Origin of the sequence: Pseudomonas kermanshahensis, from assembly GCF_014269205.2 — a bacterium.
GTDB classification, from domain to species: domain Bacteria; phylum Pseudomonadota; class Gammaproteobacteria; order Pseudomonadales; family Pseudomonadaceae; genus Aquipseudomonas; species Aquipseudomonas kermanshahensis.
This window is the reverse complement of record NZ_JABWRY020000001.1, coordinates 4952344-4976867: the sequence shown is the minus strand read 5'-3', so window position 1 is coordinate 4976867 and position 24524 is coordinate 4952344. Positions and strand designations below refer to the sequence as shown.

Annotated in this window: 21 protein-coding genes and 2 tRNA genes; 20 read left to right on the top strand and 3 right to left on the bottom strand. The window is 60.0% G+C overall.

Annotation, left to right across the window (positions count from 1 at the left end; translation table 11 throughout):
* The first annotated feature begins 76 nt into the window (after window positions 1-76).
* The 3 genes from carB to HU764_RS22305 are packed head-to-tail and all read left to right on the top strand — an operon-like array spanning window position 77 to window position 4204.
* On the top strand, window positions 77-3298 hold the full coding sequence (gene carB, locus HU764_RS22315) for a carbamoyl-phosphate synthase large subunit (protein ID WP_027595035.1): 3222 nt from the start codon (window positions 77-79) through the stop codon (window positions 3296-3298).
* On the top strand, window positions 3295-3777 hold the full coding sequence (gene greA / locus HU764_RS22310) for a transcription elongation factor GreA (protein ID WP_008098898.1): 483 nt from the start codon (window positions 3295-3297) through the stop codon (window positions 3775-3777). Before carB ends, greA begins: the two co-directional genes overlap by 4 nt.
* The gene (locus HU764_RS22305; RefSeq protein WP_186702315.1) at window positions 3755-4204 is read left to right on the top strand and encodes an MFS transporter; all 450 of its coding nucleotides are present in this window, start codon (window positions 3755-3757) and stop codon (window positions 4202-4204) included. The genes greA and HU764_RS22305 overlap by 23 nt, the downstream gene beginning before the upstream one ends.
* Before the next feature lie 12 nt (window positions 4205-4216).
* Here the strand turns inward: HU764_RS22305 and HU764_RS22300 are convergent, their stop codons facing one another.
* The gene (locus HU764_RS22300) at window positions 4217-4525 is read right to left on the bottom strand and encodes a YhbY family RNA-binding protein (RefSeq protein WP_027595032.1); all 309 of its coding nucleotides are present in this window, start codon (window positions 4523-4525) and stop codon (window positions 4217-4219) included.
* A gap of 102 nt (window positions 4526-4627) precedes the next feature.
* On the opposite strand from HU764_RS22300, the gene rlmE reads away from it, so the two are divergent.
* The 16 genes from rlmE to HU764_RS22220 all read left to right on the top strand — a co-directional run bounded on the left by rlmE (window position 4628) and on the right by HU764_RS22220 (window position 20587).
* Entirely contained in the window at window positions 4628-5254 is a 627-nt protein-coding gene (rlmE, locus tag HU764_RS22295) for a 23S rRNA (uridine(2552)-2'-O)-methyltransferase RlmE (RefSeq protein WP_027595031.1), read from the top strand.
* 203 nt (window positions 5255-5457) lie between these two features.
* Complete coding sequence (gene ftsH, locus HU764_RS22290; RefSeq protein WP_027595030.1) at window positions 5458-7362, top strand: ATP-dependent zinc metalloprotease FtsH; 1905 nt, start codon at window positions 5458-5460, stop codon at window positions 7360-7362.
* Between the two features lie 8 nt (window positions 7363-7370).
* The gene (folP, locus tag HU764_RS22285; protein WP_027595029.1) at window positions 7371-8222 is read left to right on the top strand and encodes a dihydropteroate synthase; all 852 of its coding nucleotides are present in this window, start codon (window positions 7371-7373) and stop codon (window positions 8220-8222) included.
* Window positions 8223-8238: 16 nt separating this feature from the next.
* Window positions 8239-9579, top strand: a complete 1341-nt coding sequence (gene glmM / locus HU764_RS22280) for a phosphoglucosamine mutase (RefSeq protein WP_027595028.1) — start codon at window positions 8239-8241, stop codon at window positions 9577-9579.
* Window positions 9580-9644: 65 nt separating this feature from the next.
* A complete protein-coding gene (gene tpiA, locus HU764_RS22275; RefSeq protein WP_027595027.1) occupies window positions 9645-10400 on the top strand; it encodes a triose-phosphate isomerase in 756 nt (251 codons plus the stop codon).
* A gap of 4 nt (window positions 10401-10404) precedes the next feature.
* Complete coding sequence (gene secG, locus HU764_RS22270) at window positions 10405-10800, top strand: preprotein translocase subunit SecG (RefSeq protein WP_186683018.1); 396 nt, start codon at window positions 10405-10407, stop codon at window positions 10798-10800.
* A 20-nt stretch (window positions 10801-10820) separates the two neighbouring features.
* Window positions 10821-10906, top strand: a tRNA-Leu gene (locus HU764_RS22265).
* Between the two features lie 99 nt (window positions 10907-11005).
* Window positions 11006-11082 (top strand) — tRNA-Met (locus tag HU764_RS22260).
* Between the two features lie 130 nt (window positions 11083-11212).
* Complete coding sequence (gene rimP / locus HU764_RS22255) at window positions 11213-11671, top strand: ribosome maturation factor RimP (RefSeq protein ID WP_033694237.1); 459 nt, start codon at window positions 11213-11215, stop codon at window positions 11669-11671.
* A 59-nt stretch (window positions 11672-11730) separates the two neighbouring features.
* A complete protein-coding gene (gene nusA, locus HU764_RS22250; protein WP_027595024.1) occupies window positions 11731-13212 on the top strand; it encodes a transcription termination factor NusA in 1482 nt (493 codons plus the stop codon).
* 27 nt (window positions 13213-13239) lie between these two features.
* Window positions 13240-15768, top strand: a complete 2529-nt coding sequence (gene infB, locus HU764_RS22245; RefSeq protein ID WP_085274238.1) for a translation initiation factor IF-2 — start codon at window positions 13240-13242, stop codon at window positions 15766-15768.
* Window positions 15769-15884: 116 nt separating this feature from the next.
* Window positions 15885-16283 carry a 30S ribosome-binding factor RbfA gene (gene rbfA, locus HU764_RS22240; protein ID WP_027595022.1) on the top strand — a complete coding sequence of 133 codons (399 nt, stop codon included), beginning with the start codon at window positions 15885-15887 and terminating at the stop codon, window positions 16281-16283.
* 3 nt (window positions 16284-16286) lie between these two features.
* The gene (truB, locus tag HU764_RS22235) at window positions 16287-17204 is read left to right on the top strand and encodes a tRNA pseudouridine(55) synthase TruB (protein WP_027595021.1); all 918 of its coding nucleotides are present in this window, start codon (window positions 16287-16289) and stop codon (window positions 17202-17204) included.
* A gap of 147 nt (window positions 17205-17351) precedes the next feature.
* A complete protein-coding gene (gene rpsO / locus HU764_RS22230; RefSeq protein ID WP_012274241.1) occupies window positions 17352-17621 on the top strand; it encodes a 30S ribosomal protein S15 in 270 nt (89 codons plus the stop codon).
* A gap of 247 nt (window positions 17622-17868) precedes the next feature.
* Window positions 17869-19974, top strand: a complete 2106-nt coding sequence (gene pnp / locus HU764_RS22225; protein ID WP_027595020.1) for a polyribonucleotide nucleotidyltransferase — start codon at window positions 17869-17871, stop codon at window positions 19972-19974.
* Between the two features lie 262 nt (window positions 19975-20236).
* A complete protein-coding gene (locus HU764_RS22220; protein ID WP_012274238.1) occupies window positions 20237-20587 on the top strand; it encodes a BON domain-containing protein in 351 nt (116 codons plus the stop codon).
* A 79-nt stretch (window positions 20588-20666) separates the two neighbouring features.
* On the opposite strand, the gene HU764_RS22215 is transcribed toward HU764_RS22220, so the two are convergent.
* Complete coding sequence (locus tag HU764_RS22215) at window positions 20667-20969, bottom strand: heme-binding protein (RefSeq protein ID WP_027595019.1); 303 nt, start codon at window positions 20967-20969, stop codon at window positions 20667-20669.
* A gap of 60 nt (window positions 20970-21029) precedes the next feature.
* Here HU764_RS22215 and HU764_RS22210 point away from each other — a divergent pair, with 60 nt between their 5' ends.
* The gene (locus HU764_RS22210; RefSeq protein WP_186683020.1) at window positions 21030-21443 is read left to right on the top strand and encodes a VOC family protein; all 414 of its coding nucleotides are present in this window, start codon (window positions 21030-21032) and stop codon (window positions 21441-21443) included.
* 129 nt (window positions 21444-21572) lie between these two features.
* Here the strand turns inward: HU764_RS22210 and HU764_RS22205 are convergent, their stop codons facing one another.
* Entirely contained in the window at window positions 21573-24503 is a 2931-nt protein-coding gene (locus HU764_RS22205; RefSeq protein WP_186702313.1) for a DUF748 domain-containing protein, read from the bottom strand.
* Between the last annotated feature and the right edge of the window lie 21 nt (window positions 24504-24524).

Genomic DNA, 24524 nt, shown 5'->3' with positions numbered 1-24524 from the left:
GCGCCGCGCCCGGAAGCGCCTGACCCAGATTGTTCAAGACGGCTTGCCGACTGACCCGCGGATTTGAGTGACAACCATGCCAAAACGTACAGACATCAAAAGCATCCTGATTCTCGGCGCTGGCCCGATCGTGATCGGCCAGGCCTGCGAATTCGACTACTCCGGCGCCCAGGCTTGCAAAGCCCTGCGCGAGGAGGGGTTCCGCGTCATCCTGGTGAACTCCAACCCGGCCACCATCATGACCGACCCGGACATGGCCGACGCCACCTACATCGAGCCGATCAAATGGCAGTCGGTGGCCAAGATCATCGAAAAAGAGCGCCCAGACGCGGTGCTGCCGACCATGGGTGGCCAGACCGCGCTGAACTGCGCCCTGGACCTGGAGCGCCATGGCGTTCTGGAAAAGTTCGGCGTAGAGATGATCGGTGCCAACGCCGACACCATCGACAAGGCAGAAGACCGCTCGCGCTTTGACAAGGCGATGAAGGACATCGGCCTGGAGTGCCCGCGCTCCGGTATCGCCCACAGCATGGAAGAGGCCAATGCGGTCCTCGAGAAGCTCGGCTTCCCGTGCATCATCCGCCCGTCGTTCACCATGGGCGGCACCGGTGGTGGTATCGCCTACAACCGTGAAGAATTCGAAGAAATCTGCGCCCGTGGTCTGGACCTGTCGCCGACCAAAGAGCTGCTGATCGACGAATCGCTGATCGGCTGGAAGGAATACGAGATGGAGGTGGTCCGTGACAAGAAGGACAACTGCATCATCGTCTGCTCGATCGAAAACTTCGACCCGATGGGTGTGCACACCGGTGACTCGATCACCGTTGCTCCAGCGCAGACCCTGACCGACAAGGAATACCAGATCATGCGCAACGCCTCGCTGGCGGTGCTGCGTGAAATCGGTGTCGAAACCGGCGGTTCCAACGTGCAGTTCGGTATCTGCCCGAACACCGGCCGCATGGTCGTGATCGAGATGAACCCGCGCGTATCGCGCTCGTCGGCCCTAGCTTCCAAGGCTACCGGCTTCCCGATCGCCAAGATCGCCGCCAAGCTGGCCGTCGGCTACACCCTCGACGAGCTGCAAAACGACATCACCGGCGGGCGTACCCCGGCGTCGTTCGAGCCGTCGATCGACTACGTCGTCACCAAGCTGCCACGCTTTGCCTTCGAGAAATTCCCGAAAGCCGACGCCCGCCTGACCACCCAGATGAAATCTGTGGGTGAAGTCATGGCCATCGGCCGTACCTTCCAGGAATCCCTTCAGAAAGCCCTGCGCGGCCTGGAAGTCGGTGCCTGCGGCCTGGACCCGAAAGTCGACCTGGCCAGCCCAGAAGCTGCCAGTATCCTCAAGCGCGAACTGACCGTGCCGGGTGCCGAGCGTATCTGGTATGTCGCTGACGCCATGCGTTCGGGCATGACCTGCGAAGAAATCTTTGCCCTGACCGGCATCGACATGTGGTTCCTGGTTCAGATGGAAGACCTGATCAAGGAAGAAGAGAAGGTCAAGACCTTGGCCCTGTCGGCCATCGACAAAAACCTGATGCTGCGCCTCAAGCGCAAAGGCTTTTCGGACCAGCGCCTGGCTGTACTGCTCGGTATCACCGACAAGAACCTGCGTCGCCACCGTCACAAGCTGGAAGTGTTCCCGGTCTACAAACGCGTCGACACCTGCGCCGCCGAGTTCGCCACCGACACTGCCTACCTGTATTCGACCTACGAGGAAGAGTGCGAGGCCAACCCGTCGACCCGCGACAAGATCATGATCCTGGGTGGCGGCCCTAACCGTATCGGCCAAGGTATCGAGTTCGACTACTGCTGCGTACACGCGGCGCTGGCCCTGCGTGAAGACGGTTACGAGACCATCATGGTCAACTGCAACCCAGAAACCGTCTCCACCGACTACGACACTTCCGACCGCCTGTACTTCGAGCCGCTGACCCTGGAAGACGTGTTGGAAGTCTGCCGCGTCGAGAAGCCGAAAGGCGTCATCGTGCACTACGGCGGCCAAACCCCGCTGAAACTGGCCCGTGCCCTGGAAGAAGCCGGCGTACCGATCATCGGTACCAGCCCGGACGCCATCGACCGTGCCGAAGACCGTGAGCGTTTCCAGCAGATGGTTCAGCGCCTGAACCTGCTGCAGCCGCCAAACGCTACCGTGCGCAGCGAAGAAGAAGCGATCCGCGCTGCGGGCGGTATCGGTTACCCACTGGTCGTGCGCCCGTCGTACGTACTGGGAGGTCGCGCCATGGAAATCGTCTACGAACTGGACGAACTCAAGCGCTACCTGCGTGAAGCGGTACAAGTGTCCAACGACAGCCCGGTGCTGCTCGACCACTTCCTCAACTGCGCCATCGAGATGGACGTGGATGCGGTCTGCGACGGCACCGACGTGGTGATCGGCGCGATCATGCAGCACATCGAGCAGGCGGGTGTGCACTCCGGTGACTCGGCGTGCTCGCTGCCACCGTACTCGCTGCCGGCTCATGTGCAGGACGAAGTCCGCGAACAGGTCAAGAAAATGGCCCTGGAGCTGGGCGTGGTCGGCCTGATGAACGTGCAGCTGGCCCTGCAGGGCGACAAGATCTACGTGATCGAAGTCAACCCGCGCGCCTCGCGTACCGTACCGTTCGTCTCCAAGTGCATCGGCACTTCGCTGGCGATGATCGCGGCCCGCGTCATGGCTGGCAAAACCCTGAAAGAGATCGGTTTCACCAAAGAAATCATCCCGAACTTCTACAGCGTCAAGGAAGCCGTCTTCCCGTTCGCCAAGTTCCCAGGGGTTGACCCGATCCTCGGCCCTGAGATGAAATCGACCGGTGAAGTCATGGGTGTTGGTGACAGCTTCGGTGAAGCCTTCGCCAAGGCCCAGATGGGTGCCAGCGAAGTGCTGCCGACCGGCGGTACTGCGTTCATCAGCGTGCGTGACGACGACAAGCCACAAGTGGCTGGCGTTGCCCGCGACCTGATCGCCCTGGGCTTCGAAGTGGTTGCCACTGCCGGCACCGCCAAGGTTATCGAGGCGGCTGGCCTGAAAGTGCGCCGTGTGAACAAAGTGACCGAAGGTCGCCCGCACGTGGTCGACATGATCAAGAACGACGAAGTGTCGCTGATCATCAACACCACCGAAGGCCGTCAGTCGATCGCTGATTCCTACTCGATTCGTCGCAATGCGCTGCAGCACAAGATTTACTGCACCACCACCATTGCGGCCGGTGAAGCCATCTGCGAAGCGTTGAAGTTTGGTCCTGAGAAGACCGTTCGTCGCTTGCAAGATCTGCATGCAGGACTTAAAGCATGAGCATTACCAAGTACCCGATGACCGTCCAGGGCGCTCGCGCCCTGGAAGAAGAGCACCTGTTCCTGAGCAAGACCGAGCGCCCGCGCCTGAGCCAGGCGATTGGTGAGGCGCGCGAGCTGGGCGATCTCAAGGAAAACGCCGAATACCATGCCGCCCGTGAGGAGCAGGGCATGGTCGAGGCGCGTATCCGCGACATCGAAGGCCGCCTGCAGAACTCGGTCGTGATCGATGTGACCACGATCCCTCACACCGGCAAGGTGATTTTCGGCACCACCGTGGTGCTGGCCAACACCGAAACCGATGATGAAGTGACCTACCAGATCGTCGGCGAGGATGAAGCCGACGTGAAACAGGGCAAGCTTTCGAGCGGCGCACCCATTGCCCGTGCCATCATCGGCAAGGAAGAAGGTGATACCGTCGTCGTCAAGACGCCAAGTGGCACGGTCGAGTACGAGATTGTCGAAGTCAAACACATCTGATCGGCGCCTGCGGGCGCCATCCCTTGAAGGGATCCTCTGGCAGCTGGCCCAGGTGTTCTGGGTCGGCGGCTTGTGGGTGTTTCATGTGGGGCTGGTGCCCGCGCTCAAGGTCACTGGCCTGGCGCCCCTGCTGGTGCAGGATGTCGCTGGGCAGATCGACCGCTGGTTGATTGGCGTGGCCTTGCTAGGCTTGTTGACCCAGCTGGCGGTATTGGCGAGGGTAGAGGGGCTGACTGCCTGGTGGCGGCAGTTCCGTGGCCAGATGCTGTTGCTCGGCTTCGGTGCTTGCGTGGGGTATTACACCTTGCGCTACGGCATTTCAGTGGGCGAGCGCTGGCAGATGTTTTGTTTCCTGGTACTGGGCTTTTCCGGCATCGTGCTGGTGGCCCAACCCGTACCGGTCAGGGCGCGCCAGGCGCGCCACTGATCGGAGCCGCTATTATTTGAAGCGGTGGATGTTGGACAGCTGTTTGTTCGGCTGTGGGTTCTTCCGGTAGATCAGCGCTTTCTTGCCGATGGTCTGCACCAGTTCGGCGCGGCCAACCTTGCACAATTCGGCAATGGCGGCGGCACGTTCTTCACGATCTTCGGAGCGAATCTCGACTTTGATCAGTTCATGATCGGCGAGTGCGCGTTCCAGTTCGGCGGCAACGCCTTCGTTAACACCGTTGCCAGCAACGATCAGGACCGGCTTCAGGTCATGACCAATGGACTTGTATTGCTTCTTCTGCTCGTTATTGAGCGGCATAATCTGACCCTTTCCGTCTGATTCTGTAAAATTGACAGGCATTTTACCCGAGGGCCCCTGGCTCCGCCCAGTCAATCACGACGCATATCATCGAGGTGCCCCGTGGTACAACGTTCCAAAAGCAGCGCTAACTGGCTGCGAGAGCATTTTAACGACCCTTTTGTGAAGCAAGCGCAGAAGGATGGCTACCGCTCGCGTGCGAGCTACAAACTGCTTGAGATCCAGGAAAAGGACCGTTTGATCCGTCCTGGCATGAGTGTGATCGACCTCGGCGCAGCCCCGGGTGGCTGGTCGCAGGTGACCAGTCGTCTGATTGGTGGCCAAGGGCGCCTGATCGCCTCCGACATCTTGGAAATGGACTCGATCCCTGACGTTACCTTCATTCAAGGCGACTTCACCCAGGATGCAGTCCTGCAGCAGATTCTCGACGCAGTCGGTGATTCTCACGTAGACCTTGTGATTTCCGACATGGCCCCCAATATGAGTGGTACGCCTGAAGTGGATATGCCGCGCGCCATGTTCCTGTGCGAATTGGCACTGGACCTGGCAACCCGCGTGCTCAAGCCTGGTGGTGACTTCCTCATCAAGATTTTCCAGGGCGAAGGCTTCGACATGTACCTGAAGGACGTGCGCACCAAGTTCGACAAGGTACAGATGCGTAAGCCATCGTCTTCGCGGGATCGTTCGCGTGAGCAGTACCTGCTGGGTAAAGGTTTCAAAGGCGTGTGAAAGGCGTGCCACGGGGTGGTCGATAGTTAATTCCAATCGGCCGCCCCGTCTGTATCGTCCGAACTTCGTGTAGTCTAGGTTTCACAAAGGGTTACAGACGGTGCCTGCGGATGCGTAGGTAATGTAGTAAGTTAGGGCGATGAATATCATGCGAGGCACGGCTGCGTCGTGCGCCGGCCTCAGAGGGTAGCGAATTGAACGACATGGCAAAGAATCTGATCCTGTGGTTGATCATCGCAGCTGTCCTGGTGACAGTGATGAACAACTTCTCCAGCCCTAACGAGCCGCAGACCCTCAACTACTCCGACTTCATCCAGCAGGTTAAAGACGGGAAAGTCGAGCGCGTGACCGTCGACGGCTACATCATTACCGGCAAGCGTGCCGACGGCGACAACTTCAAGACCGTGCGCCCGGCCATTACCGACAACGGCCTGATCGGCGACCTGGTCGACAACCACGTGGTCGTCGAAGGCAAGCAGCCTGAACAGCAGAGCATCTGGACGCAGTTGCTGGTCGCCAGCTTCCCGATCCTGGTGATCATTGCCGTGTTCATGTTCTTCATGCGCCAGATGCAAGGTGGCGCGGGCGGTAAGGGCGGGCCGATGAGTTTCGGCAAGAGCAAGGCGCGCCTGCTGTCCGAAGACCAGGTCAAGACCACCCTGGCTGACGTCGCCGGTTGCGACGAAGCCAAGGAAGAAGTCGGCGAGCTGGTCGAGTTCCTGCGCGACCCGGGCAAGTTCCAGCGCCTCGGCGGTCGTATTCCGCGCGGCGTGCTGATGGTTGGCCCACCCGGTACCGGTAAGACCCTGTTGGCCAAGGCCATCGCAGGTGAGGCGAAAGTGCCGTTCTTCACCATTTCCGGTTCGGACTTCGTCGAAATGTTCGTCGGTGTCGGTGCGAGCCGTGTGCGTGACATGTTCGAACAGGCCAAGAAGCACGCCCCGTGCATCATCTTCATCGACGAAATCGACGCCGTTGGTCGCCACCGTGGCGCCGGCATGGGCGGTGGTCACGATGAGCGTGAGCAAACCCTCAACCAGTTGCTGGTAGAGATGGACGGCTTCGAAATGAACGATGGCATCATCGTCATTGCTGCCACCAACCGTCCTGACGTGCTGGACCCTGCGCTGCTGCGTCCTGGTCGTTTCGACCGTCAGGTCGTTGTGGGCCTGCCAGACATCCGTGGCCGTGAGCAAATTCTTAAAGTGCACATGCGCAAGGTGCCGATTGGCGAGAACGTCAACCCGGCGGTCATTGCCCGTGGTACCCCAGGCTTCTCCGGTGCAGACCTGGCCAACCTGGTCAACGAAGCTTCGCTGTTTGCCGCGCGCTCCAACAAGCGCCTGGTCGAAATGAAAGAGTTCGAGCTGGCCAAAGACAAGATCATGATGGGCGCCGAGCGCAAAACCATGGTCATGTCCGAGAAAGAAAAACAGAACACCGCCTACCACGAAGCCGGTCACGCCATCGTCGGTCGACTGGTGCCTGAGCATGACCCGGTCTACAAGGTGTCGATCATCCCCCGTGGTCGTGCCCTGGGTGTCACCATGTTCCTGCCTGAGGAAGACCGTTACAGCCTGTCCAAGCGCGCGCTGATCAGCCAGATCTGCTCGCTGTACGGCGGCCGTATCGCCGAAGAAATGACCCTGGGCTTCGATGGCGTCACCACCGGTGCCTCCAACGACATCATGCGCGCCAGCCAGATTGCCCGGAACATGGTCACCAAGTGGGGCCTTTCCGAGAAACTCGGCCCGCTGATGTATGCCGAAGAAGAGGGCGAGGTGTTCCTCGGTCGTAGCGCCGGCAGCCAGCACGCCAGCGTCTCGGGTGAAACCGCCAAGCTGATCGACTCGGAAGTGCGCAGCATCATCGACCAGTGCTACGCCACGGCCAAGCAGCTGCTCACCGACAATCGCGACAAGCTCGATGCCATGGCCGAAGCGCTGATGAAGTACGAGACCATTGACGCCGACCAGATCGACGACATCATGTCGGGCCGTACCCCTCGCGAACCGCGGGATTGGGATGGTGACTCGGCTTCGGGCAACCCTGCAGCTCAGGGTGACCGCCCGGAATCGCCAATCGGCGGCCCAGCGGCTCAACACTAAGGGCATCTATGAGTTCAGTGCAGTACCCAACCCGGTTGCCTTGCGGCAACCGGGTTCTTGATTTGTCGCGTACCCATGTCATGGGTATTCTCAATATCACCCCCGACTCATTCTCCGATGGCGGGCGCTTCAGCCAGCGCGATGCTGCGCTGCGCCATGCCGAAGCCATGGTTGCCGCGGGCGCCACGCTGATCGACATCGGTGGCGAATCGACGCGCCCTGGCGCGCGTGCGGTGTCCGTGATCGAAGAAATCGAACGCGTGGCACCGATGGTCGAGGCGATCAACAGTCGTCTGGACGTGGTCATTTCGGTCGATACCTCCACGCCTGCGGTCATTCGTGAATCCGCACGGCTGGGGGCTGGCCTGATCAACGACGTTCGTGCCCTGGAGCGCGATGGCGCCCTGGATGCGGCGGCGGACACCGGCCTGCCGGTGTGCCTGATGCATATGCGCGGTGAGCCGGGCAATATGCAGGACGACCCGCACTACGATGATGTGACGGCCGACGTAACGCGATATCTTGAACAGCGGATGGCCGCCTGTGCTGCGGCGGGCATCCCTGCAGACAAAATCATTCTTGACCCGGGCTTCGGTTTCGCCAAGACATTGGCGCATAACCTAAGCCTGTTCAAACACATGGAAGCGCTCTATCGCCTTGGGCGCCCACTGCTGGTGGGTGTTTCACGAAAGAGCATGATCGGCCTGACGCTGGATCGTCCGGTCGGCGAGCGTCTGTACGGCAGCCTGGCGCTGGCAGCGTTGGCCATGACCAAGGGCGCGAGCATCCTTCGCGTCCATGATGTGGCCGAAACTGTCGATGTAGTGCGCATGATCGCTGCGGTACAAAACGCCGAATAAGAACATTGGAGCCGCTATGAGCAGAAAATACTTTGGTACCGACGGCATTCGTGGCCGCGTCGGCGAATACCCGATCACGCCGGACTTCATGCTGAAACTCGGCTGGGCCGCCGGCATGGCCTTCCGCAAGCAGGGCCATTGCCGTGTGCTGGTGGGCAAGGACACGCGTATTTCCGGTTACATGTTCGAGTCCGCGCTCGAGGCGGGGCTGTCTGCAGCCGGTGCCGACGTGATGCTGCTCGGGCCGATGCCGACGCCGGCCATCGCCTACCTTACGCGTACGTTCCACGCCGAAGCCGGTATCGTCATCAGTGCCTCGCACAACCCGCACGACGACAACGGCATCAAGTTCTTCTCCGGGCAAGGCACCAAGCTGCCTGACGAAGTCGAGCTGATGATCGAGGAATTGCTCGATCAGCCCATGACGGTGGTCGAGTCGAGCAAGCTGGGCAAGGTTTCGCGCATCAACGACGCCGCCGGCCGCTACATCGAGTTCTGCAAGAGCAGCGTGCCCTCGAGCACCAGCTTCGAAGGCCTCAAGCTGGTGGTCGATTGTGCCCATGGTGCCACCTACAAGGTCGCGCCGAGCGTGTTCCGCGAGCTGGGTGCTGACGTGACCATTCTGCATGCTCAGCCAGATGGCCTGAACATCAACGAAGGGTGCGGTTCGACCCATATCGAGTCGCTGCAGGCGGCCGTGCTGGTCGGTCATGCTGACCTGGGCATCGCCTTTGACGGCGACGGCGATCGGGTGCTGATGGTCGACCACACCGGTGCCATCATCGACGGTGACGAACTGCTGTTCATCATCGCCCGTGATCTGCACGACCGCGGCAAGCTGCAGGGCGGGGTAGTGGGTACGCTGATGAGCAACCTGGGCCTTGAGCTCGCGCTCAAGGATCTGGATATCCCGTTTGTGCGGGCCAAGGTCGGCGACCGTTACGTCATGGCCGAACTGCTCGAGCGCGAGTGGCTGATCGGTGGCGAAAACTCCGGGCATGTCGTGTGCTGCAACCACACCACCACCGGTGATGCGATCATTGCCGCGCTGCAGGTGCTGATGGCGCTCAAGCGTCGCGGCGAAACCCTGGCCCAGGCCCGTCAGGCCCTGCGCAAGTGCCCACAGGTGCTGATCAACGTGCGCTACGGGGCAAGCAAGGTCGACCCGCTGGAGCACCCAGCAGTCAAGGAAGCCAGTGCCAAGGTGACCGAGGCGATGGCCGGTCGCGGGCGTGTGTTGCTGCGCAAGTCGGGTACCGAGCCGTTGGTGCGCGTGATGGTCGAAGGCGATGACGAAAGTCAGGTTCGCGCCCATGCCGAAGCGCTGGCGAAACTGGTCGGCGAAGTTTGTGTCTGAAGGCGCTTGCCAGCGCAGATCTGGTTGGGTAAGATCTGCGCCCACTTTGACCGACGAGGTAAAGCATGCGTCGCCCTATGGTAGCTGGTAACTGGAAGATGCACGGTACCCGCGCCAGCGTCGCTGAGCTGACCGAGGGCTTGAGCAATCTCGCCCTGCCGAGCGGAGTGGAAGTCGCGGTGTTTCCACCGGCCTTGTTCATCAATCAAGTGATTGATGGCCTGGCAGGTAAAGAAATAACTGTCGGCGCACAGAATTCTGCTGTACAACCCGAACAGGGTGCGCTGACCGGCGAAGTTTGTCCGGAACAGCTGGCCGAAGTGGGCTGCAAGTTGGTGTTGGTTGGGCATTCGGAGCGTCGCCAGATCATTGGTGAAACCGACGAAGTGCTTAACCGCAAGTTTGCAGCCGCACAGGCTAAAGGTTTGAAGCCGGTGCTGTGCATAGGGGAAACCCTTGAAGAGCGCGAGGCTGGCAAGACACTCGAAGTTGTCGGGCGTCAACTAAGCAGTATCATCGAAGCGTTCGGTGTTAAGGCTTTTGCCAATGCAGTAATTGCTTATGAGCCTGTATGGGCCATCGGCACTGGCTTAACGGCCACGCCACAGCAGGCTCAGGATGTGCACGCCGCCATCCGTAGTCAGCTGGCGGCAGAAGATGCTGAAGTGGCTGCGAAGGTGCAGCTGCTCTACGGCGGCAGCGTGAAGGCGGCCAATGCGGCCGAACTGTTCGGCATGCCGGATATCGATGGGGGGCTCATTGGTGGAGCGTCCCTGAACGCAGACGAATTCGGTGCAATTTGTCGCGCCGCAGGAAACTGAACAAATGCTGGAAACAGTCATCGTTGTTTTTCATCTGTTGGCAGCGCTGTCGCTAGTAGTGCTGGTACTGTTACAACAGGGTAAAGGTGCGGAAGCAGGTGCATCTTTCGGCGCAGGGGCCTCAAACACTGTGTTCGGAAGCCAAGGTTCTGCAACCTTCCTAAGTAAATTCACTGCAATACTCGCTGCCACTTTCTTTTTGACAGCACTTGGGTTAGGATACTTCGCCAAGGAACAAGCTCAAAAGCTGAACCAGGCGGGCCTTCCAGATCCAGCAGTATTGGAAGTGAAAGAGCAGAAGCCGGCAGTAAATGATGATGTACCGGTGCTCCAACAGCAGAAGAGCGAAACTGCCCCTACAACGGGTGATGTACCTCCTCCGGCAGAAGAGCAGAAGTAACGGGTTTTAAATGTAGTATTGCCGAGGTGGTGGAATTGGTAGACACGCAACCTTGAGGTGGTTGTGCCCATAGGGTGTAGGGGTTCGAGTCCCCTTCTCGGTACCAATTGAAGCAAGAGAGCCCGCTTTATGCGGGCTTTCTTGTAGGTGGAGGTCGGATTGACCCAGCACTGGGTTCAGTCTTATACTTTCGCCCCAGCTTTGTCGCGGGGTGGAGCAGCTTGGTAGCTCGTCGGGCTCATAACCCGAAGGTCGTTGGTTCAAATCCAGCCCCCGCAACCAGCTTCAGCGGAGCCCCTTTTCAGGGGCTTTTTGCTAGCCGAACAGTTTTCGGCGTCGTTGTCCAACGGCGCTTTCAGGGATGGGCGCTTCGCCCATTTTTTATTTGCACAGCATGCACGAGGGGGTTCAGGTGTCGAGCAAGCTAGAACAGTTGCAGGCCTTGTTGGCCCCGGTTGTCGAGGGTCTGGGCTATCAGTGCTGGGGGATCGAGTACGTTTCCCAGGGTAAGCATTCGGTACTGCGCATCTACATCGATAAGGAAGACGGGATCCTGGTTGACGACTGCGAAGCAGTCAGCCGTCAGGCCAGCGCCATTCTTGATGTGGAAGATCCGATCAGCAGTGAATATACCCTTGAAGTGTCGTCTCCAGGCATGGATCGCCCGCTGTTCACTCTGGAACAGTTTGCCTCGCATGCCGGCGAACAAGTGAAGATCAAGCTGCGCTCACCCTTCGAGGGTCGTCGTAACTTCCAGGGCCTTCTCCGCGGTGTGGAGGAGCAGGATGTGGTGGTCCAGGTGGACAATCAAGAGTTCCTGTTGCCGATCGACTCGATCGACAAGGCCAATATTATTCCCAGTTTTGACTGAGACGTGCCGGGCCCGGCGGACTATCCGGGCCCAATGGCTTGCGCAAGGCGAGGCGTACGATGAGCAAAGAAGTACTGCTGGTTGTTGAATCGGTATCCAACGAAAAAGGTGTACCGCCCGGCGTCATTTTCGAAGCGCTGGAAGTGGCCCTGGCCACTGCAACCAAAAAACGTTTTGAGGACGAAGTCGACCTGCGTGTGGAAATCAACCGCCACACCGGTAGCTACGAGACCTTCCGTCGCTGGACCGTGGTCGATGAAGCCGATCTTGATGATCCGGCGATCGAGACCTGGTTGAGCAAGATTCACGAGACCCACCCTGAAGCCAAGGTCGGTGACGTGATCGAGGAGAAGATCGAGTCTATCGAGTTCGGTCGTATCGCCGCCCAGACCGCCAAGCAGGTCATCGTGCAGAAGGTCCGTGAGGCCGAGCGCGCCCAGGTGGTCGATGCCTACCGCGAACGCGTGGGTGAGATCATCTCCGGTACCGTCAAAAAAGTTACCCGCGACAACGTCATCGTTGACCTGGGCAACAACGCCGAGGCCTTGTTGGCTCGCGAAGACATCATTCCCCGCGAGACTTTCCGTGTGGGTGTGCGCCTGCGTGCACTGCTCAAGGAAATCCGCACTGAAAACCGTGGCCCTCAGCTGATCCTGTCGCGCACTGCGCCACAGATGCTGATCGAGCTGTTCCGCATCGAAGTGCCGGAAATTGCCGAGGGTCTCATTGAAGTCATGGCTGCATCCCGTGATCCGGGGTCGCGAGCCAAGATCGCCGTCCGCTCCAAGGACAAGCGTATCGACCCGCAAGGTGCCTGTATCGGCATGCGCGGTTCGCGCGTCCAAGCCGTATCCGGAGAGTTGGGTGGTGAGCGTGTGGATATCGTCCTCTGGGACGATAACCCGGCGCAGTTCGTCATCAACGCTATGTCGCCGGCTGAAGTCGCGGCGATTATCGTTGACGAGGATGCCCATGCCATGGACATCGCCGTCGCCGAAGACAACCTTGCCCAGGCCATTGGTCGTGGCGGTCAGAACGTTCGTTTGGCCAGTCAGTTGACCGGCTGGACCTTGAACGTGATGACCGAAAAGGACATCCAGGCCAAGCAGCAAGCAGAAACCGGTGACATCCTGCGCAATTTCATCGATGAACTGGAAGTCGACGAGGAGCTGGCCCAAGTGCTGGTCGACGAAGGCTTTACCAGCCTCGAAGAAATTGCCTACGTACCGTTGGAAGAAATGCTCAACATCGATGGCTTTGACGAAGATATCGTCAATGAGCTCCGCGCTCGAGCCAAGGACCGTTTGTTGACCAAGGCCATCGCTACCGAAGAAAAACTGGCAGACGCCCATCCGGCCGAAGACCTGCTCTCCCTTGAGGGCATGGACAAGGACCTGGCGGCGGAACTGGCGGTGCGCGGCGTGGTTAACCGCGAAGACCTGGCCGAGCAGTCGATTGACGACCTGCTCGACATCGACGGCATCGACGAAGAGCGTGCCGGCAAGTTGATCATGGCCGCCCGAGCCCACTGGTTCGAGTAATTAGGCGCGGCCTGAGGAGAGAAGTGCATGACGCAAGTCACGGTGAAAGAACTGGCCCAAGAGGTCGAGGCACCGGTAGAGCGCCTGCTGCAGCAGATGCGTGAGGCAGGTCTGCCGCACACCGACGCCGGTCAGGTAGTGACCGACAATGAGAAGCAGACCCTGCTGACTCATTTGAAAAGCAGCCACAAGAGCAAGGCGGAAGAGCCGCGCAAGATTACCTTGCAGCGCAAGACCACCAGCACGCTGCGTGTCGCCGGTAGCAAAAGCATCAGCGTAGAAGTACGCAAGAAGAAAGTATTCGTTCAGCGCAGCCCGGAAGAAATCCAGGCTGAGCAAAAACGCGAGCAGGACGAGCGCCGTGCGGCCGAAAACGCTGCGCGCGACAAGGTTGACGCCGAAGTTCGCCAGCGCAACGAAGAGCAGGCCCGTCGTCACGCTGATGCCGCCCCTGCGGCCCCAGCTGCCAAACCGGCTGCCGCTGCTAGCGCTGCTGCACCTGCCCCGGCACCTGTAGTCGCTGACGCGCCTGCATCGGAAGATGCCGCCGCACGTGCCGCCGAACGCAAAAAAGACGAGACCCGTCGCAACGAAAGCCGCACTCGCGATGACGACCGTCGTCGTGGCGAAGCGCCTCGTGTGTCGATCAAGGTCAAGGTCAAGGAAAAGGAAAAGGCGCCGACTCCGCGTGCTGCTCCGCGTACCACCGACGAAGAGAGCGATGGCGCTCGTCGTGGTCGTGGTGGCAAGGGCAAGCTGAAGAAGCGTAATGCTCACGGCTTCCAGAACCCGACCGGCCCCGTCATCCGTGACGTGACCATCGGCGAGACCATCACGGTCTCGGAACTGGCCAACCAGATGTCCGTCAAGGGCGCTGAAGTGGTCAAGTTCATGTTCAAGATGGGCACCCCGGTTACCATCAACCAGGTGCTCGACCAGGAAACCGCTCAGCTGATCGCAGAAGAGCTGGGCCACAAGGTGACCCTGGTCAGCGATACTGCCCTGGAAGACTCCCTGGCCGAATCGCTGAAGTTCGAAGGCCAAACCGAATCGCGTGCCCCGGTCGTTACCGTCATGGGCCACGTTGACCACGGTAAGACCTCGCTGCTCGACTACATCCGTCGTGCCAAGGTTGCTGCTGGCGAAGCCGGCGGTATCACCCAGCACATCGGCGCCTACCACGTGGAAACCGACCGCGGCATGGTCACCTTCCTCGATACCCCGGGCCACGCTGCGTTCACTCAGATGCGTGCTCGTGGTGCCAAGGCGACCGACATCGTCATCCTGGTGGTGGCGGCGGACGACGGCGTGATGCCGCAAACCCGTGAAGCCGTTCAGCATGCCAAGGCTGCTGGCGTCCCACTGGTTGTCGCAGTGAACAAGATCGACAAGCCAGGTGCTGACCTCGACCGCATTCGCAACGAGCTGTCCGTCGAAGGCGTAACCTCCGAGGACTGGGGTGGTGACACGCCGTTCGTCAAGGTTTCGGCCAAGATGGGTACCGGTGTTGACGAACTGCTCGAAGCCGTTCTGCTGCAGGCCGAGATCCTCGAACTGACCGCTACCCCGACCGCCCCAGGTCGTGGTGTCGTCGTCGAATCGCGCCTGGACAAGGGCCGCGGCCCAGTGGCCACCATCCTGGTTCAGGACGGTACGCTGCGTCAGGGCGACATGGTCCTGTGCGGCTCCAACTATGGCCGCGTACGTGCCATGCTCGACGAGAACGGCAAGCCTGTGAAGGAAGCTGGCCCGTCGATCCCGGTCGAGATCCTTGGCCTGGACGGTACCCCGGAAGCCGGTGACGAGCTGTCGGTGGTGGCTGACGAGAAGAAAGCCCGCGAAGTTGCCCTGTTCCGTCAAGGCAAGTACCGCGAGGTCAAGCTGGCCCGTGCTCACGCTGGCAAGCTGGAAAACATCTTCGAGACCATGGGTCAAGAAGAGAAGAAGACCCTCAACATCGTCCTCAAGACCGACGTACGTGGTTCCCTGGAAGCACTGCAGGGTTCGCTCGGCGGCCTGGGCAACGACGAAGTTCAGGTTCGCGTGATCGGTGGCGGCGTAGGTGGTATCACCGAGAGCGACGCCAACCTGGCGCTGGCGTCCAACGCGGTGCTGTTCGGCTTCAACGTGCGTGCCGATGCCGGTGCGCGCAAGATCGTCGAGCAGGAAGGTCTGGATATGCGTTACTACAACGTGATCTACGACATCATCGAAGACGTCAAGAAAGCCCTGACCGGCATGCTCGGCAGCGATGTTCGCGAGAACATCCTGGGTGTCGCCGAAGTACGTGACGTGTTCCGTTCGCCGAAGTTCGGCGCCATCGCTGGCTGTATGGTCATCGAAGGTACCGTGTACCGCAACCGTCCGATCCGCGTACTGCGCGAAGACGTTGTGATCTTCGAAGGCGAGCTGGAATCGCTGCGTCGCTTCAAGGACGACGCTGCCGAAGTACGTTCGGGCATGGAGTGCGGTATTGGCGTCAAGAGCTACAACGACGTCAAGGTCGGCGACAAGATCGAAGTCTTCGAGAAAGTCCAGGTGGCTCGTACCCTCTAAGGGCGAGCTTGCCGCAAGCCCCCGCTACAGGGCGGTTGGCGGCGCCTTTATAGGTAGCGCCCGGTCAGGCATCAGCCTGACCGGGCGTTTGCCGCTTTAAGTTACAGGTAGCAAGAATGGCCAAAGAATATAGCCGTACCCAACGTATCGGTGATCAGATGCAGCGCGAGCTGGCTGAACTGATCCGCCGCGAAGTCAAGGACCCACGTGTGGGTCTGGTGACCATCACTGCCGTGGACGTCAGCCGCGACCTGGGCCATGCCAAGGTGTACATCACCGTCATGGGCGAGGAAACGCCAGACGCCGTGAAGCAGTCGCTGAAGGCGCTGAACAGCGCTGCCAGCTTCCTGCGTCTGCACCTGGGGCGTTCGATGCAACTGCGCAGCGTCCCCCAGCTGCATTTCCACTTCGATGAAAGCGTCAGCCGCGGTGTACACCTGTCGGCGCTGATCGAGCGTGCAGTGGCCGAAGACCGCCTGCACAAGGATACCGACGAGCTGGACACCAAGGAGTAAGCGGTGGCCCAGGTCAAACGTATTCGCCGCAACGTCAGCGGCATCATCCTGCTCGACAAGCCGCTCGGCTTTACCTCCAACGCGGCACTGCAGAAGGTCCGCTGGTTGCTCAATGCGGAGAAGGCTGGCCACACTGGCAGCCTCGATCCGTTGGCCACCGGCGTGCTGCCACTGTGCTTCGGTGAAGCGACCAAGTTTTCGCAGTACTTGCTCGATTCCGACAAGGGCTACGAAACCGTCATGCAGATGGGGCAGACTACCAATACTGCCGATGCTGAAGGCGAGGTTTTGCAGACCCGTGAGGTGACCGTTGGTCGTGCCGACATCGAGGCCCTGCTGCCACGTTTTCGCGGCCCGATCAGCCAGATACCGCCAATGTACTCGGCACTCAAGCGCGATGGTCAGCCGCTGTACAAACTGGCACGTGCTGGAGAGGTAGTGGAGCGCGAGGCGCGTTCTGTTACTATTAACCGCTTGGAGTTGCTCGAGTGCGAAGGCACCCGTGCACGGCTCAGTGTAGGATGCAGCAAAGGCACCTATATCCGCACCCTGGTGGAGGATATCGGCGAAGCCCTTGGCTGTGGCGCCTATGTCGCAGAGTTGCGCAGGACCCAGGCCGGGCCCTTCGCACTGGCACAGACGGTGACCCTCGAAGCACTCGAACAGGCCCATGCCGAAGGCGGCAACGAAGCGCTTGATCGCTTCCTGATGCCTTCCGACAGCGGGTTGCAGGACTGGCCAATGGTCAGCCTGTCTGAACACAGTGCGTTCTACTGGCTGCATGGGCAGGCAGTACGCGCGCCGGATGCGCCGCAGTTTGGCATGGTCCGGGTACAAGATCACAACGCGCGCTTCATCGGTATCGGTGAAGTGAGTGAAGACGGGCGCATTGCGCCACGTCGGTTGATTCGGTCGGAATGACCGAAACCGCAGGGCGAGGCTTCGGCTGAACCCTACGGAATCAAGGGTGGCTGTCAGTAGGCACGGTCACACCTTTCTTATTAATACAGGGATTTGTCCCTGGCCTATTGGACCCCGTTCGCGGGATCCGTTATCAGGAGAAGCCAAATGGCCCTCAGCGTTGAAGAAAAAGCTCAAATCGTTACCGACTTCCAGCAAGCAGCTGGCGACACTGGTAGCCCGGAAGTTCAGGTTGCTCTGCTGACCGCGAACATCAACAAGCTGCAAGGCCACTTCAAGGCCAACGGTAAAGACCACCACTCGCGTCGTGGCCTGATCCGTATGGTTAACCAGCGTCGTAAGCTGCTGGACTACCTGAAGGGCAAAGACACCACTCGTTACAGCGCCCTGATCGGTCGCCTGGGCCTGCGTCGCTAATAGCGGCCTGGTCAGTGGTGTGCATGGCGTCTCATGCATTGGCAACGCTGCCTGGCAGCGTTGTCTTTGGGCGCGCCATGCGTATCTCCGAGGCTGGCAGCCTGGTTACGTTGTGCGGTTTTCCGCGCTTCGGCCAGGCTCCCAGCCTCGTGTTGTATCTGGACGGTCAATGGGGCCGATTCCCCGTTCTGCCCAAGAATTCGCAAGAAACCAGTTCCCCCAAGAGCCACTGAAAAGGTAGGAAACCGTGAACCCGGTAATCAAGACATTCCAGTTCGGTCAATCGACCGTTACTCTCGAAACGGGCCGTATTGCCCGTCAGGCCACCGGCGCAGTGCTGGTCACTGTAGACAACGACGTCACCGTGCTGGTGACCGTGGTCGGTGCCAAGCAAGCCGATCCAGGCAAGGGTTTCTTCCCTCTGTCGGTCCACTACCAGGAAAAGACCTACGCCGCCGGCAAGATCCCAGGTGGTTTCTTCAAGCGTGAAGGCCGTCCTTCCGAGAAAGAGACCCTGACCTCGCGCCTGATCGACCGTCCGATCCGTCCGCTGTTCCCTGAAGGCTTCATGAACGAAGTCCAGGTCGTCTGCACCGTGGTTTCCACCAGCAAGAAGACCGATCCGGACATCGCTGCGATGATCGGTACCTCGGCTGCCCTGGCAATCTCCGGCATTCCGTTCGAAGGCCCGATCGGCGCCGCCCGCGTTGCTTTCCACGAAAGCACCGGCTACCTGCTGAACCCGACCTACGAGCAACTGGCTGCCTCGAGCCTGGACATGGTCGTTGCCGGTACCTCCGACGCCGTTCTGATGGTTGAATCGGAAGCCCAAGAGCTGACCGAAGACCAGATGCTGGGCGCTGTTCTGTTCGCCCACGACGAATTCCAGGCTGTTATCCAGGCTGTCAAAGAGCTGGCCGCCGAAGCTGCCAAGCCGACCTGGGACTGGAAACCTGCCGTTGCCAACACCGAGCTGTTCAACGCCATCCGCGCTGAATTCGGCGAGGCTGTTTCGCAGGGCTACACCATCACCGTCAAGGCCGACCGCTACGCGCGCCTGGGCGAGCTGCGCGATCAGGCGATCGCCAAGTTCTCCGGTGAAGAAGGCCAGCCATCGGCTTCCGAAGTCAAAGAAATCTTCGGCGAAATCGAATACCGCACCGTTCGCGAGAACATCGTCAACGGCAAGCCGCGTATCGATGGCCGTGACACCAAGACCGTTCGCCCGCTGAACATCGAAGTCGGCGTCCTGCCGAAGACTCACGGTTCGGCGCTCTTCACCCGTGGCGAAACCCAGGCCCTGGTCGTTGCGACCCTGGGTACTGCCCGTGACGCCCAGCTGTTGGACACCCTCGAAGGCGAGAAGAAAGACCCCTTCATGCTGCACTACAACTTCCCGCCGTTCTCGGTTGGCGAGTGTGGTCGTATGGGCGGTGCTGGCCGTCGCGAAATCGGCCACGGCCGTCTGGCCCGTCGCTCGGTCCAGGCCATGCTGCCTGCCGCTGACGTGTTCCCGTACACCATCCGTGTGGTTTCGGAAATCACCGAGTCCAACGGTTCGAGCTCGATGGCTTCGGTCTGCGGTGCTTCCCTGGCACTGATGGACGCGGGTGTGCCGATGAAGGCGCCGGTTGCCGGTATCGCCATGGGCCTGGTCAAGGAAGGCGAGAAATTCGCGGTCCTGACCGACATCCTGGGTGACGAAGACCACCTGGGCGACATGGACTTCAAGGTTGCCGGTACCGCCAAAGGCGTTACTGCACTGCAGATGGACATCAAGATCAACGGCATCACCGAAGAGATCATGGAAATCGCCCTGGGCCAAGCCCTGGAAGCGCGCCTGAACATCCTCGGTCAGATGAACCAGATCATCGGCCAGTCGCGTACCGAGCTGTCGGCCAACGCTCCGACCATGATCGCGATGAAGATTGACACCGACAAGATCCGTGACGTCATCGGCAAAGGCGGCGCCACCATTCGCGCCATCTGCGAAGAGACCAAGGCTTCGATCGACATCGAAGACGACGGCTCGATCAAGATCTTCGGCGAAACCAAGGAAGCAGCTGAAGCAGCCCGTCAGCGCATCCTGGGCATCACTGCCGAGGCCGAAATCGGCAAGATCTATGTAGGTAAGGTCGAGCGCATCGTTGACTTCGGTGCCTTCGTCAACATCCTGCCTGGCAAAGATGGCCTGGTGCACATCTCCATGCTGAGCGATGCTCGCGTCGAGAAAGTCACCGACATTCTGAAAGAAGGTCAGGAAGTCGAAGTGCTGGTACTGGACGTGGACAACCGCGGCCGTATCAAGCTGTCGATCAAAGACGTTGCCGCGGCCAAGGCCTCCGGCGTCTAAGCGACTGACGCGCAATAGAAAAAGAGCCCTTCGGGGCTCTTTTTTTTCGCCTGACGGGAACCTTTTGTACAGTTGCATCTTGCACGCAGGTTTACCTCGCAGGTTGCAAAATGCACGACTCATGCAACTGGATGAAAATGCTAACTCATTGATTTGTAAGCGTTTAAGCGAAGCGGAAAAGCTGGCACAGCACATGCAACTACCTTCATACCTGCAGCCAGGAACAACGGCGCAGACCTTTCGAAAAACAGGAGTGACTCACATGAAGAAGTTCGCCATTGCTGCCGCTACTGCTACCGCTCTGACCCTGACCATGGCTAATGCGGCATTTGCCCAACAGTCCACCCAGGCCCCTATGACGCTGGCGGCCGGTGAGGTGACCAAAGCCAAGGAAGCTACTTCCGATACTTGGATCACCACCAAGGTGAAGGCTGACCTGATGACCGAGAAAGGTGTACCTGGCAGCGACATCAAGGTTGAAACCAACAAAGGTGTCGTATCGCTGTCCTCTGATGTGGCAGTGACTGACGCGCAGAAAGAGATGGCAGTTGCCATCGCCAAGAAGATCAAAGGTGTTCAGGCCGTTTCGGCTGATGGCCTGAAGTCCGAATAAGGGACGTCCCTCGGCCAAAAGGATTTGGCCACCAACACAAAAAGCCCCGGCAACCTGCCGGGGCTTTTCTTTGGCTGCTTCAAAAGCCCGGGTTGCGGGCGATTACATCGCTTTCGAAGCAGTCCTGCTCGGCGATCAGCGGCTCAACCAGTGGGCGGCTGTCGCGAAAGTGTGCCGTCTGGGTGTGTGCTTCATAGGCGGCGTCGTCCTGGTAGATCTCGTAGAGGTAGATGACCTCGGGGTCTAGGCGGTCCTGGGAGACGTCGAACACCAGGCACCCTGGCTCGTTGGCCACTGATGCAGCGGCATTGACCTTGATGGCCGTCAGAAAAGCCTCGGCGCAACCGGGCTTCACGCGTGTCTTGATAAACAGGCTATACACATGGCACTCCTTTTGTTTTACATTCTTATGTGAATTGTATACAAAATTGGAGTCGCGCCAATGTCTGAATTGCCTGAACGCCCTGGTCGCTTTAACGGCTTGCGCCACATTGCCTTATTGGTACCCAACCTTGAGGAGTGCGAGCGCTTTTACGTCGACGTGCTGGGCATGGAGGTGCTCAACCGCGCCAATGAAGACCTGGTCTACCTGACCTGCGGTAACGACAACCTGTCATTGGGGCGCGGCGCCGGGGCCGCTAATGGCTTGCAGACGCTCGATCACTACGGCTTCATCGTCGACAGTGTGGAGGAGCTGGAGGCTTGGTATCAGTACTTCAAGGCGCACGGGGTGACCCTGCTGGACCGCCCGTTCAACCACGGTGACGGGGCGCGCAGCTTCCATTTGCTGGACCCGGCGGGGAACAAGGTGCAACCGCTGTATCACCCGGCAGTGTCGGGGCAGCGGCTGGTTTGAATGCATGGCCTTGCGGTGACTGTACTGGCCTCGTCGCGGGTGAACCCGCTCCCACCCGAACTGTGTAGCCTCCAAATCTAGCGCTGCACCTGTGGGAGCGGGTTTACCCGCGAAGGGGCGAGCACTGGCTCATTCGGCATCCAGGTGCATCGGTGTAATTACCCGGCCATCACTCTCGGCCTTGCCCAGGGTCGTGTCGATGAAGTACACCCGGTCATCTTCCAGCTTGCCTTTGTCCACCAGGTAGTCCTTGATGCTGCTGGCCCGCTCCTGGCCCAGCGTGCGTAGCAACGCGGCACTTTCGGCCCAGGACTTGATCACCGCCTCGCGCAGCTTGGCAGTGCGCTCGTCGCGGCCAAGTTGTTCCCATTCGGCCGGTGGTTGCTGCTTCAGGCGGGTGCGGTAGATGCCTTCGAGCATCGCCGGCTTGTCGCTGTCGTCGACCACCAGCATCGAAGCATTGGCAGGCACCTTGTCGCCACGACGTTGCAGGATCTTGTACCAGGTGGCCTGGTATTCGCGGTCCAGGCGCTGCTGGGCGATCAGCGGGCCGTCGCTGGTCTGCGCACTGGTGCCTTCGATTTCCAGACGCAGTTCCGGGCGCTCTTTGAGCGCCGAGGCCAGTTTGTCCAGGGAGGACTGAGCATCGCCCGTGAGCTCACTCGAGCCCGGGGCGAACGCGACAGTGCCAAGGTCTTCGGAATCCCCGCCAGCAATCAGCCCGCCGATAAACTTGAAGGGTGCCTGGGCCGCGCGCAGCACCAGGTTGCGCAGGGTTTGCCAGACGATCGGCATGACGCTGAACTGCGGGTTGTTGAGGTCACCGGTCACCGGCAACTCGATGGAAATCTTGCCCTCGGTGTCCTTGAGCAGCGCGACCGCCAGGCGGATCGGCAGGTCCACGGCATCTGGGCTGTCGACCTTCTCGCCCAACTGCAGTTGCTCGACCACCACTTTGTTCTCGGCCTTGAGCTGGCCGTTGGTGATCAAGTAATGCAGGTCGAGGTTGAGCCGCCCCTTGCGGATACGGAAGCCCGCGAACTTGCCGGAGTAGGGCGTCAGCGTGGTCAGTTCGACCCGCTTGAAGCTGGTGGCGATATCCAGGCTGGCCAGCGGGTTGAACGGGTTGAGCGCGCCTTTGATGGTGACCGGCGCATAGCGGTCGACCTTGCCCTTGATGTCCACCTTGGCCGGGTTCGGCTTGCGGTTGTCGATGGTGCCGATCTGGCCGTTGAGCTGCTGCACGGCGGTGGCGAAGTTGGGCGTAAGGGACAGGTCGGCGAAGTTGGCCGAGCCGTCATTGATGTCGATCTGGCCAATATGGATGCCCAACGGCTTGTCGCTGCTGGCCGGTTTCGCGGCCTTGGCTGCCGGCGCATCGGCCGGCTGCGGTATTAGCAGGTCGTTGACGTTGGTGGTGCGGTCTTCGTTGATGATGAAGCGAGCATAGGGCTGCAGCAAGGTCACCTTGTCGATCGACAGGGCATCACCGTGCACATAGGACAGGCCATCGACGTTCACCTGCTGCCATTTCACGAAGTCGCGGCTCTTGATCGTGTCGAGGGTATGCAACTGGTTGACCTGGGCCTTGCCGGTGACGTTGAAGGCCAGTGGCTCGGTGCTTTTCAGGTCGACCTTGAGGTCGCTGGCAAGCATGCCGCTGCGCAGCTCCAGCAGAATGAACGGGCTGATGTAGGCCTGGGCCACACGCAGGTCGATGTCGCGTGTGCTGACATCCAGCTTGGCCCAGACAGGCGCCAGATTCACTTGGCCGGCAGCCTGCAATTTGCCTTGTTTGCCCACGCCGGTGTCGAGTTTGAGCGTGAAAGGCGACTGGTTGAGGCTGTCGAAGCCTTGCAGGTCGACATTGAGCGGGCCGACATCCAGTGCCACCGGTTCTTTCTGGCTACGGTCTGCCAGGTGCACGTTGTAGTTGCGCAGCTGGACGTCCTTGAGCAGCACTTGCCACGGCTTGCTCGGCGCTTGGGCGGCTTTTTCTGCAGGCGTAGGTTCGGCGGCGGCGGGCTCGGCCTTTTCTTTCGGCGTGGCCTTGGCCGGTTGGCTGGCGAACAGCTTCTGCCAGTCGAGCTGGCCGTCTTTTTCCAACGCGGCCCAGGTTTCGAGCTTGTCGCTGCGAATCTTGCCGACGATGACTTTTTGCTTGGCCAGGTCGATAGAGGTGTCGCTGACTTCGAGGTTGGCCAGGCGTACCAGTTGGCGGCCATCCGGAGCCTTGATGGCGAACGGCGCCACTTTTACCGAGGTGTTGTCCAGCAGCAGCTCGGTCTCTTTGGACAGGTTGAAGGTGTAATGAGTGTCGAGGCTGATGACGCCTTCTTCCAGCACCAGTGGTACGGCGTCACGCACATACGGCCAGAACGCCTTCATCTTGCCGTCGGTGACCTTCAGGGTGCCTTCGGAAGCAATGGGCGAAAGGCTGATTGTGCCACTCCAGTCGATCTGCCCGCCGTACGGGCCCTTCGCTACCAGGGTCATGTCGGCATTGTCGTCCGGGAGCGTGCTGAGGTTTTTCAGCTCCAGGTTCATGTTGTCGTACAGAAACTCGATCGGCTCGCTCGGGCGCTCGTCCTGGAAGTGCAGGTAACCTTCTTTGAGCTTGATGCTGCCGATGCGCAGCGGGAATGGGTCGCTGGGCGGCTGCTCGGGCTTGGCTTCGCTGGGGGGCAGCTTGAACAACTGGGTCAGGTTGAGCTGCCCGCCCTTGGCGAACAGCACTTCGCTGCGCGGTTTGTCGAGCTCTACCGCCGTCAGGTGCAAGGCGCCATTCCACACGCTGTCGAGCGCAAGGTTGGCATAAAGCCGCTCGAAGCCGACCTGTTCCTTGCCAGGTTCGCCAATTTGCAGGCCCCACAGGGTCAGTTCGAGGCTGAAGGGGTTGAGCTCGATGCGCTGCAGGTGAGCAGGCACGGTGGCATATTGCGCCAATTGCTGATTGGCAATGCGCAGTGCGACACCGGGGAGAATGAGGAAGCCGAGCAGGCTGTAGAGGGCTACGAGAGCCACCATGGCGCCGAGGGCGCGAATCAATCCTTTGTACATGTGTCGCTTCGTCTGTCTAAG

What these genes read in the sequence shown, in the direction of transcription:
- HU764_RS22205 (WP_186702313.1), bottom strand. Translation starts at nt 24,503, where the DNA reads ATGTACAAAGGATTGATTCGCGCCCTCGGCGCCATGGTGGCTCTCGTA.
- nusA (WP_027595024.1), top strand. Translation starts at nt 11,731, where the DNA reads ATGAGCAAAGAAGTACTGCTGGTTGTTGAATCGGTATCCAACGAAAAA.
- ftsH (WP_027595030.1), top strand. Translation starts at nt 5,458, where the DNA reads ATGGCAAAGAATCTGATCCTGTGGTTGATCATCGCAGCTGTCCTGGTG.
- infB (WP_085274238.1), top strand. Translation starts at nt 13,240, where the DNA reads ATGACGCAAGTCACGGTGAAAGAACTGGCCCAAGAGGTCGAGGCACCG.
- secG (WP_186683018.1), top strand. Translation starts at nt 10,405, where the DNA reads ATGCTGGAAACAGTCATCGTTGTTTTTCATCTGTTGGCAGCGCTGTCG.
- HU764_RS22220 (WP_012274238.1), top strand. Translation starts at nt 20,237, where the DNA reads ATGAAGAAGTTCGCCATTGCTGCCGCTACTGCTACCGCTCTGACCCTG.
- HU764_RS22210 (WP_186683020.1), top strand. Translation starts at nt 21,030, where the DNA reads ATGTCTGAATTGCCTGAACGCCCTGGTCGCTTTAACGGCTTGCGCCAC.
- carB (WP_027595035.1), top strand. Translation starts at nt 77, where the DNA reads ATGCCAAAACGTACAGACATCAAAAGCATCCTGATTCTCGGCGCTGGC.
- tpiA (WP_027595027.1), top strand. Translation starts at nt 9,645, where the DNA reads ATGCGTCGCCCTATGGTAGCTGGTAACTGGAAGATGCACGGTACCCGC.
- folP (WP_027595029.1), top strand. Translation starts at nt 7,371, where the DNA reads ATGAGTTCAGTGCAGTACCCAACCCGGTTGCCTTGCGGCAACCGGGTT.
- HU764_RS22300 (WP_027595032.1), bottom strand. Translation starts at nt 4,525, where the DNA reads ATGCCGCTCAATAACGAGCAGAAGAAGCAATACAAGTCCATTGGTCAT.
- glmM (WP_027595028.1), top strand. Translation starts at nt 8,239, where the DNA reads ATGAGCAGAAAATACTTTGGTACCGACGGCATTCGTGGCCGCGTCGGC.
- rpsO (WP_012274241.1), top strand. Translation starts at nt 17,352, where the DNA reads ATGGCCCTCAGCGTTGAAGAAAAAGCTCAAATCGTTACCGACTTCCAG.
- greA (WP_008098898.1), top strand. Translation starts at nt 3,295, where the DNA reads ATGAGCATTACCAAGTACCCGATGACCGTCCAGGGCGCTCGCGCCCTG.
- rbfA (WP_027595022.1), top strand. Translation starts at nt 15,885, where the DNA reads ATGGCCAAAGAATATAGCCGTACCCAACGTATCGGTGATCAGATGCAG.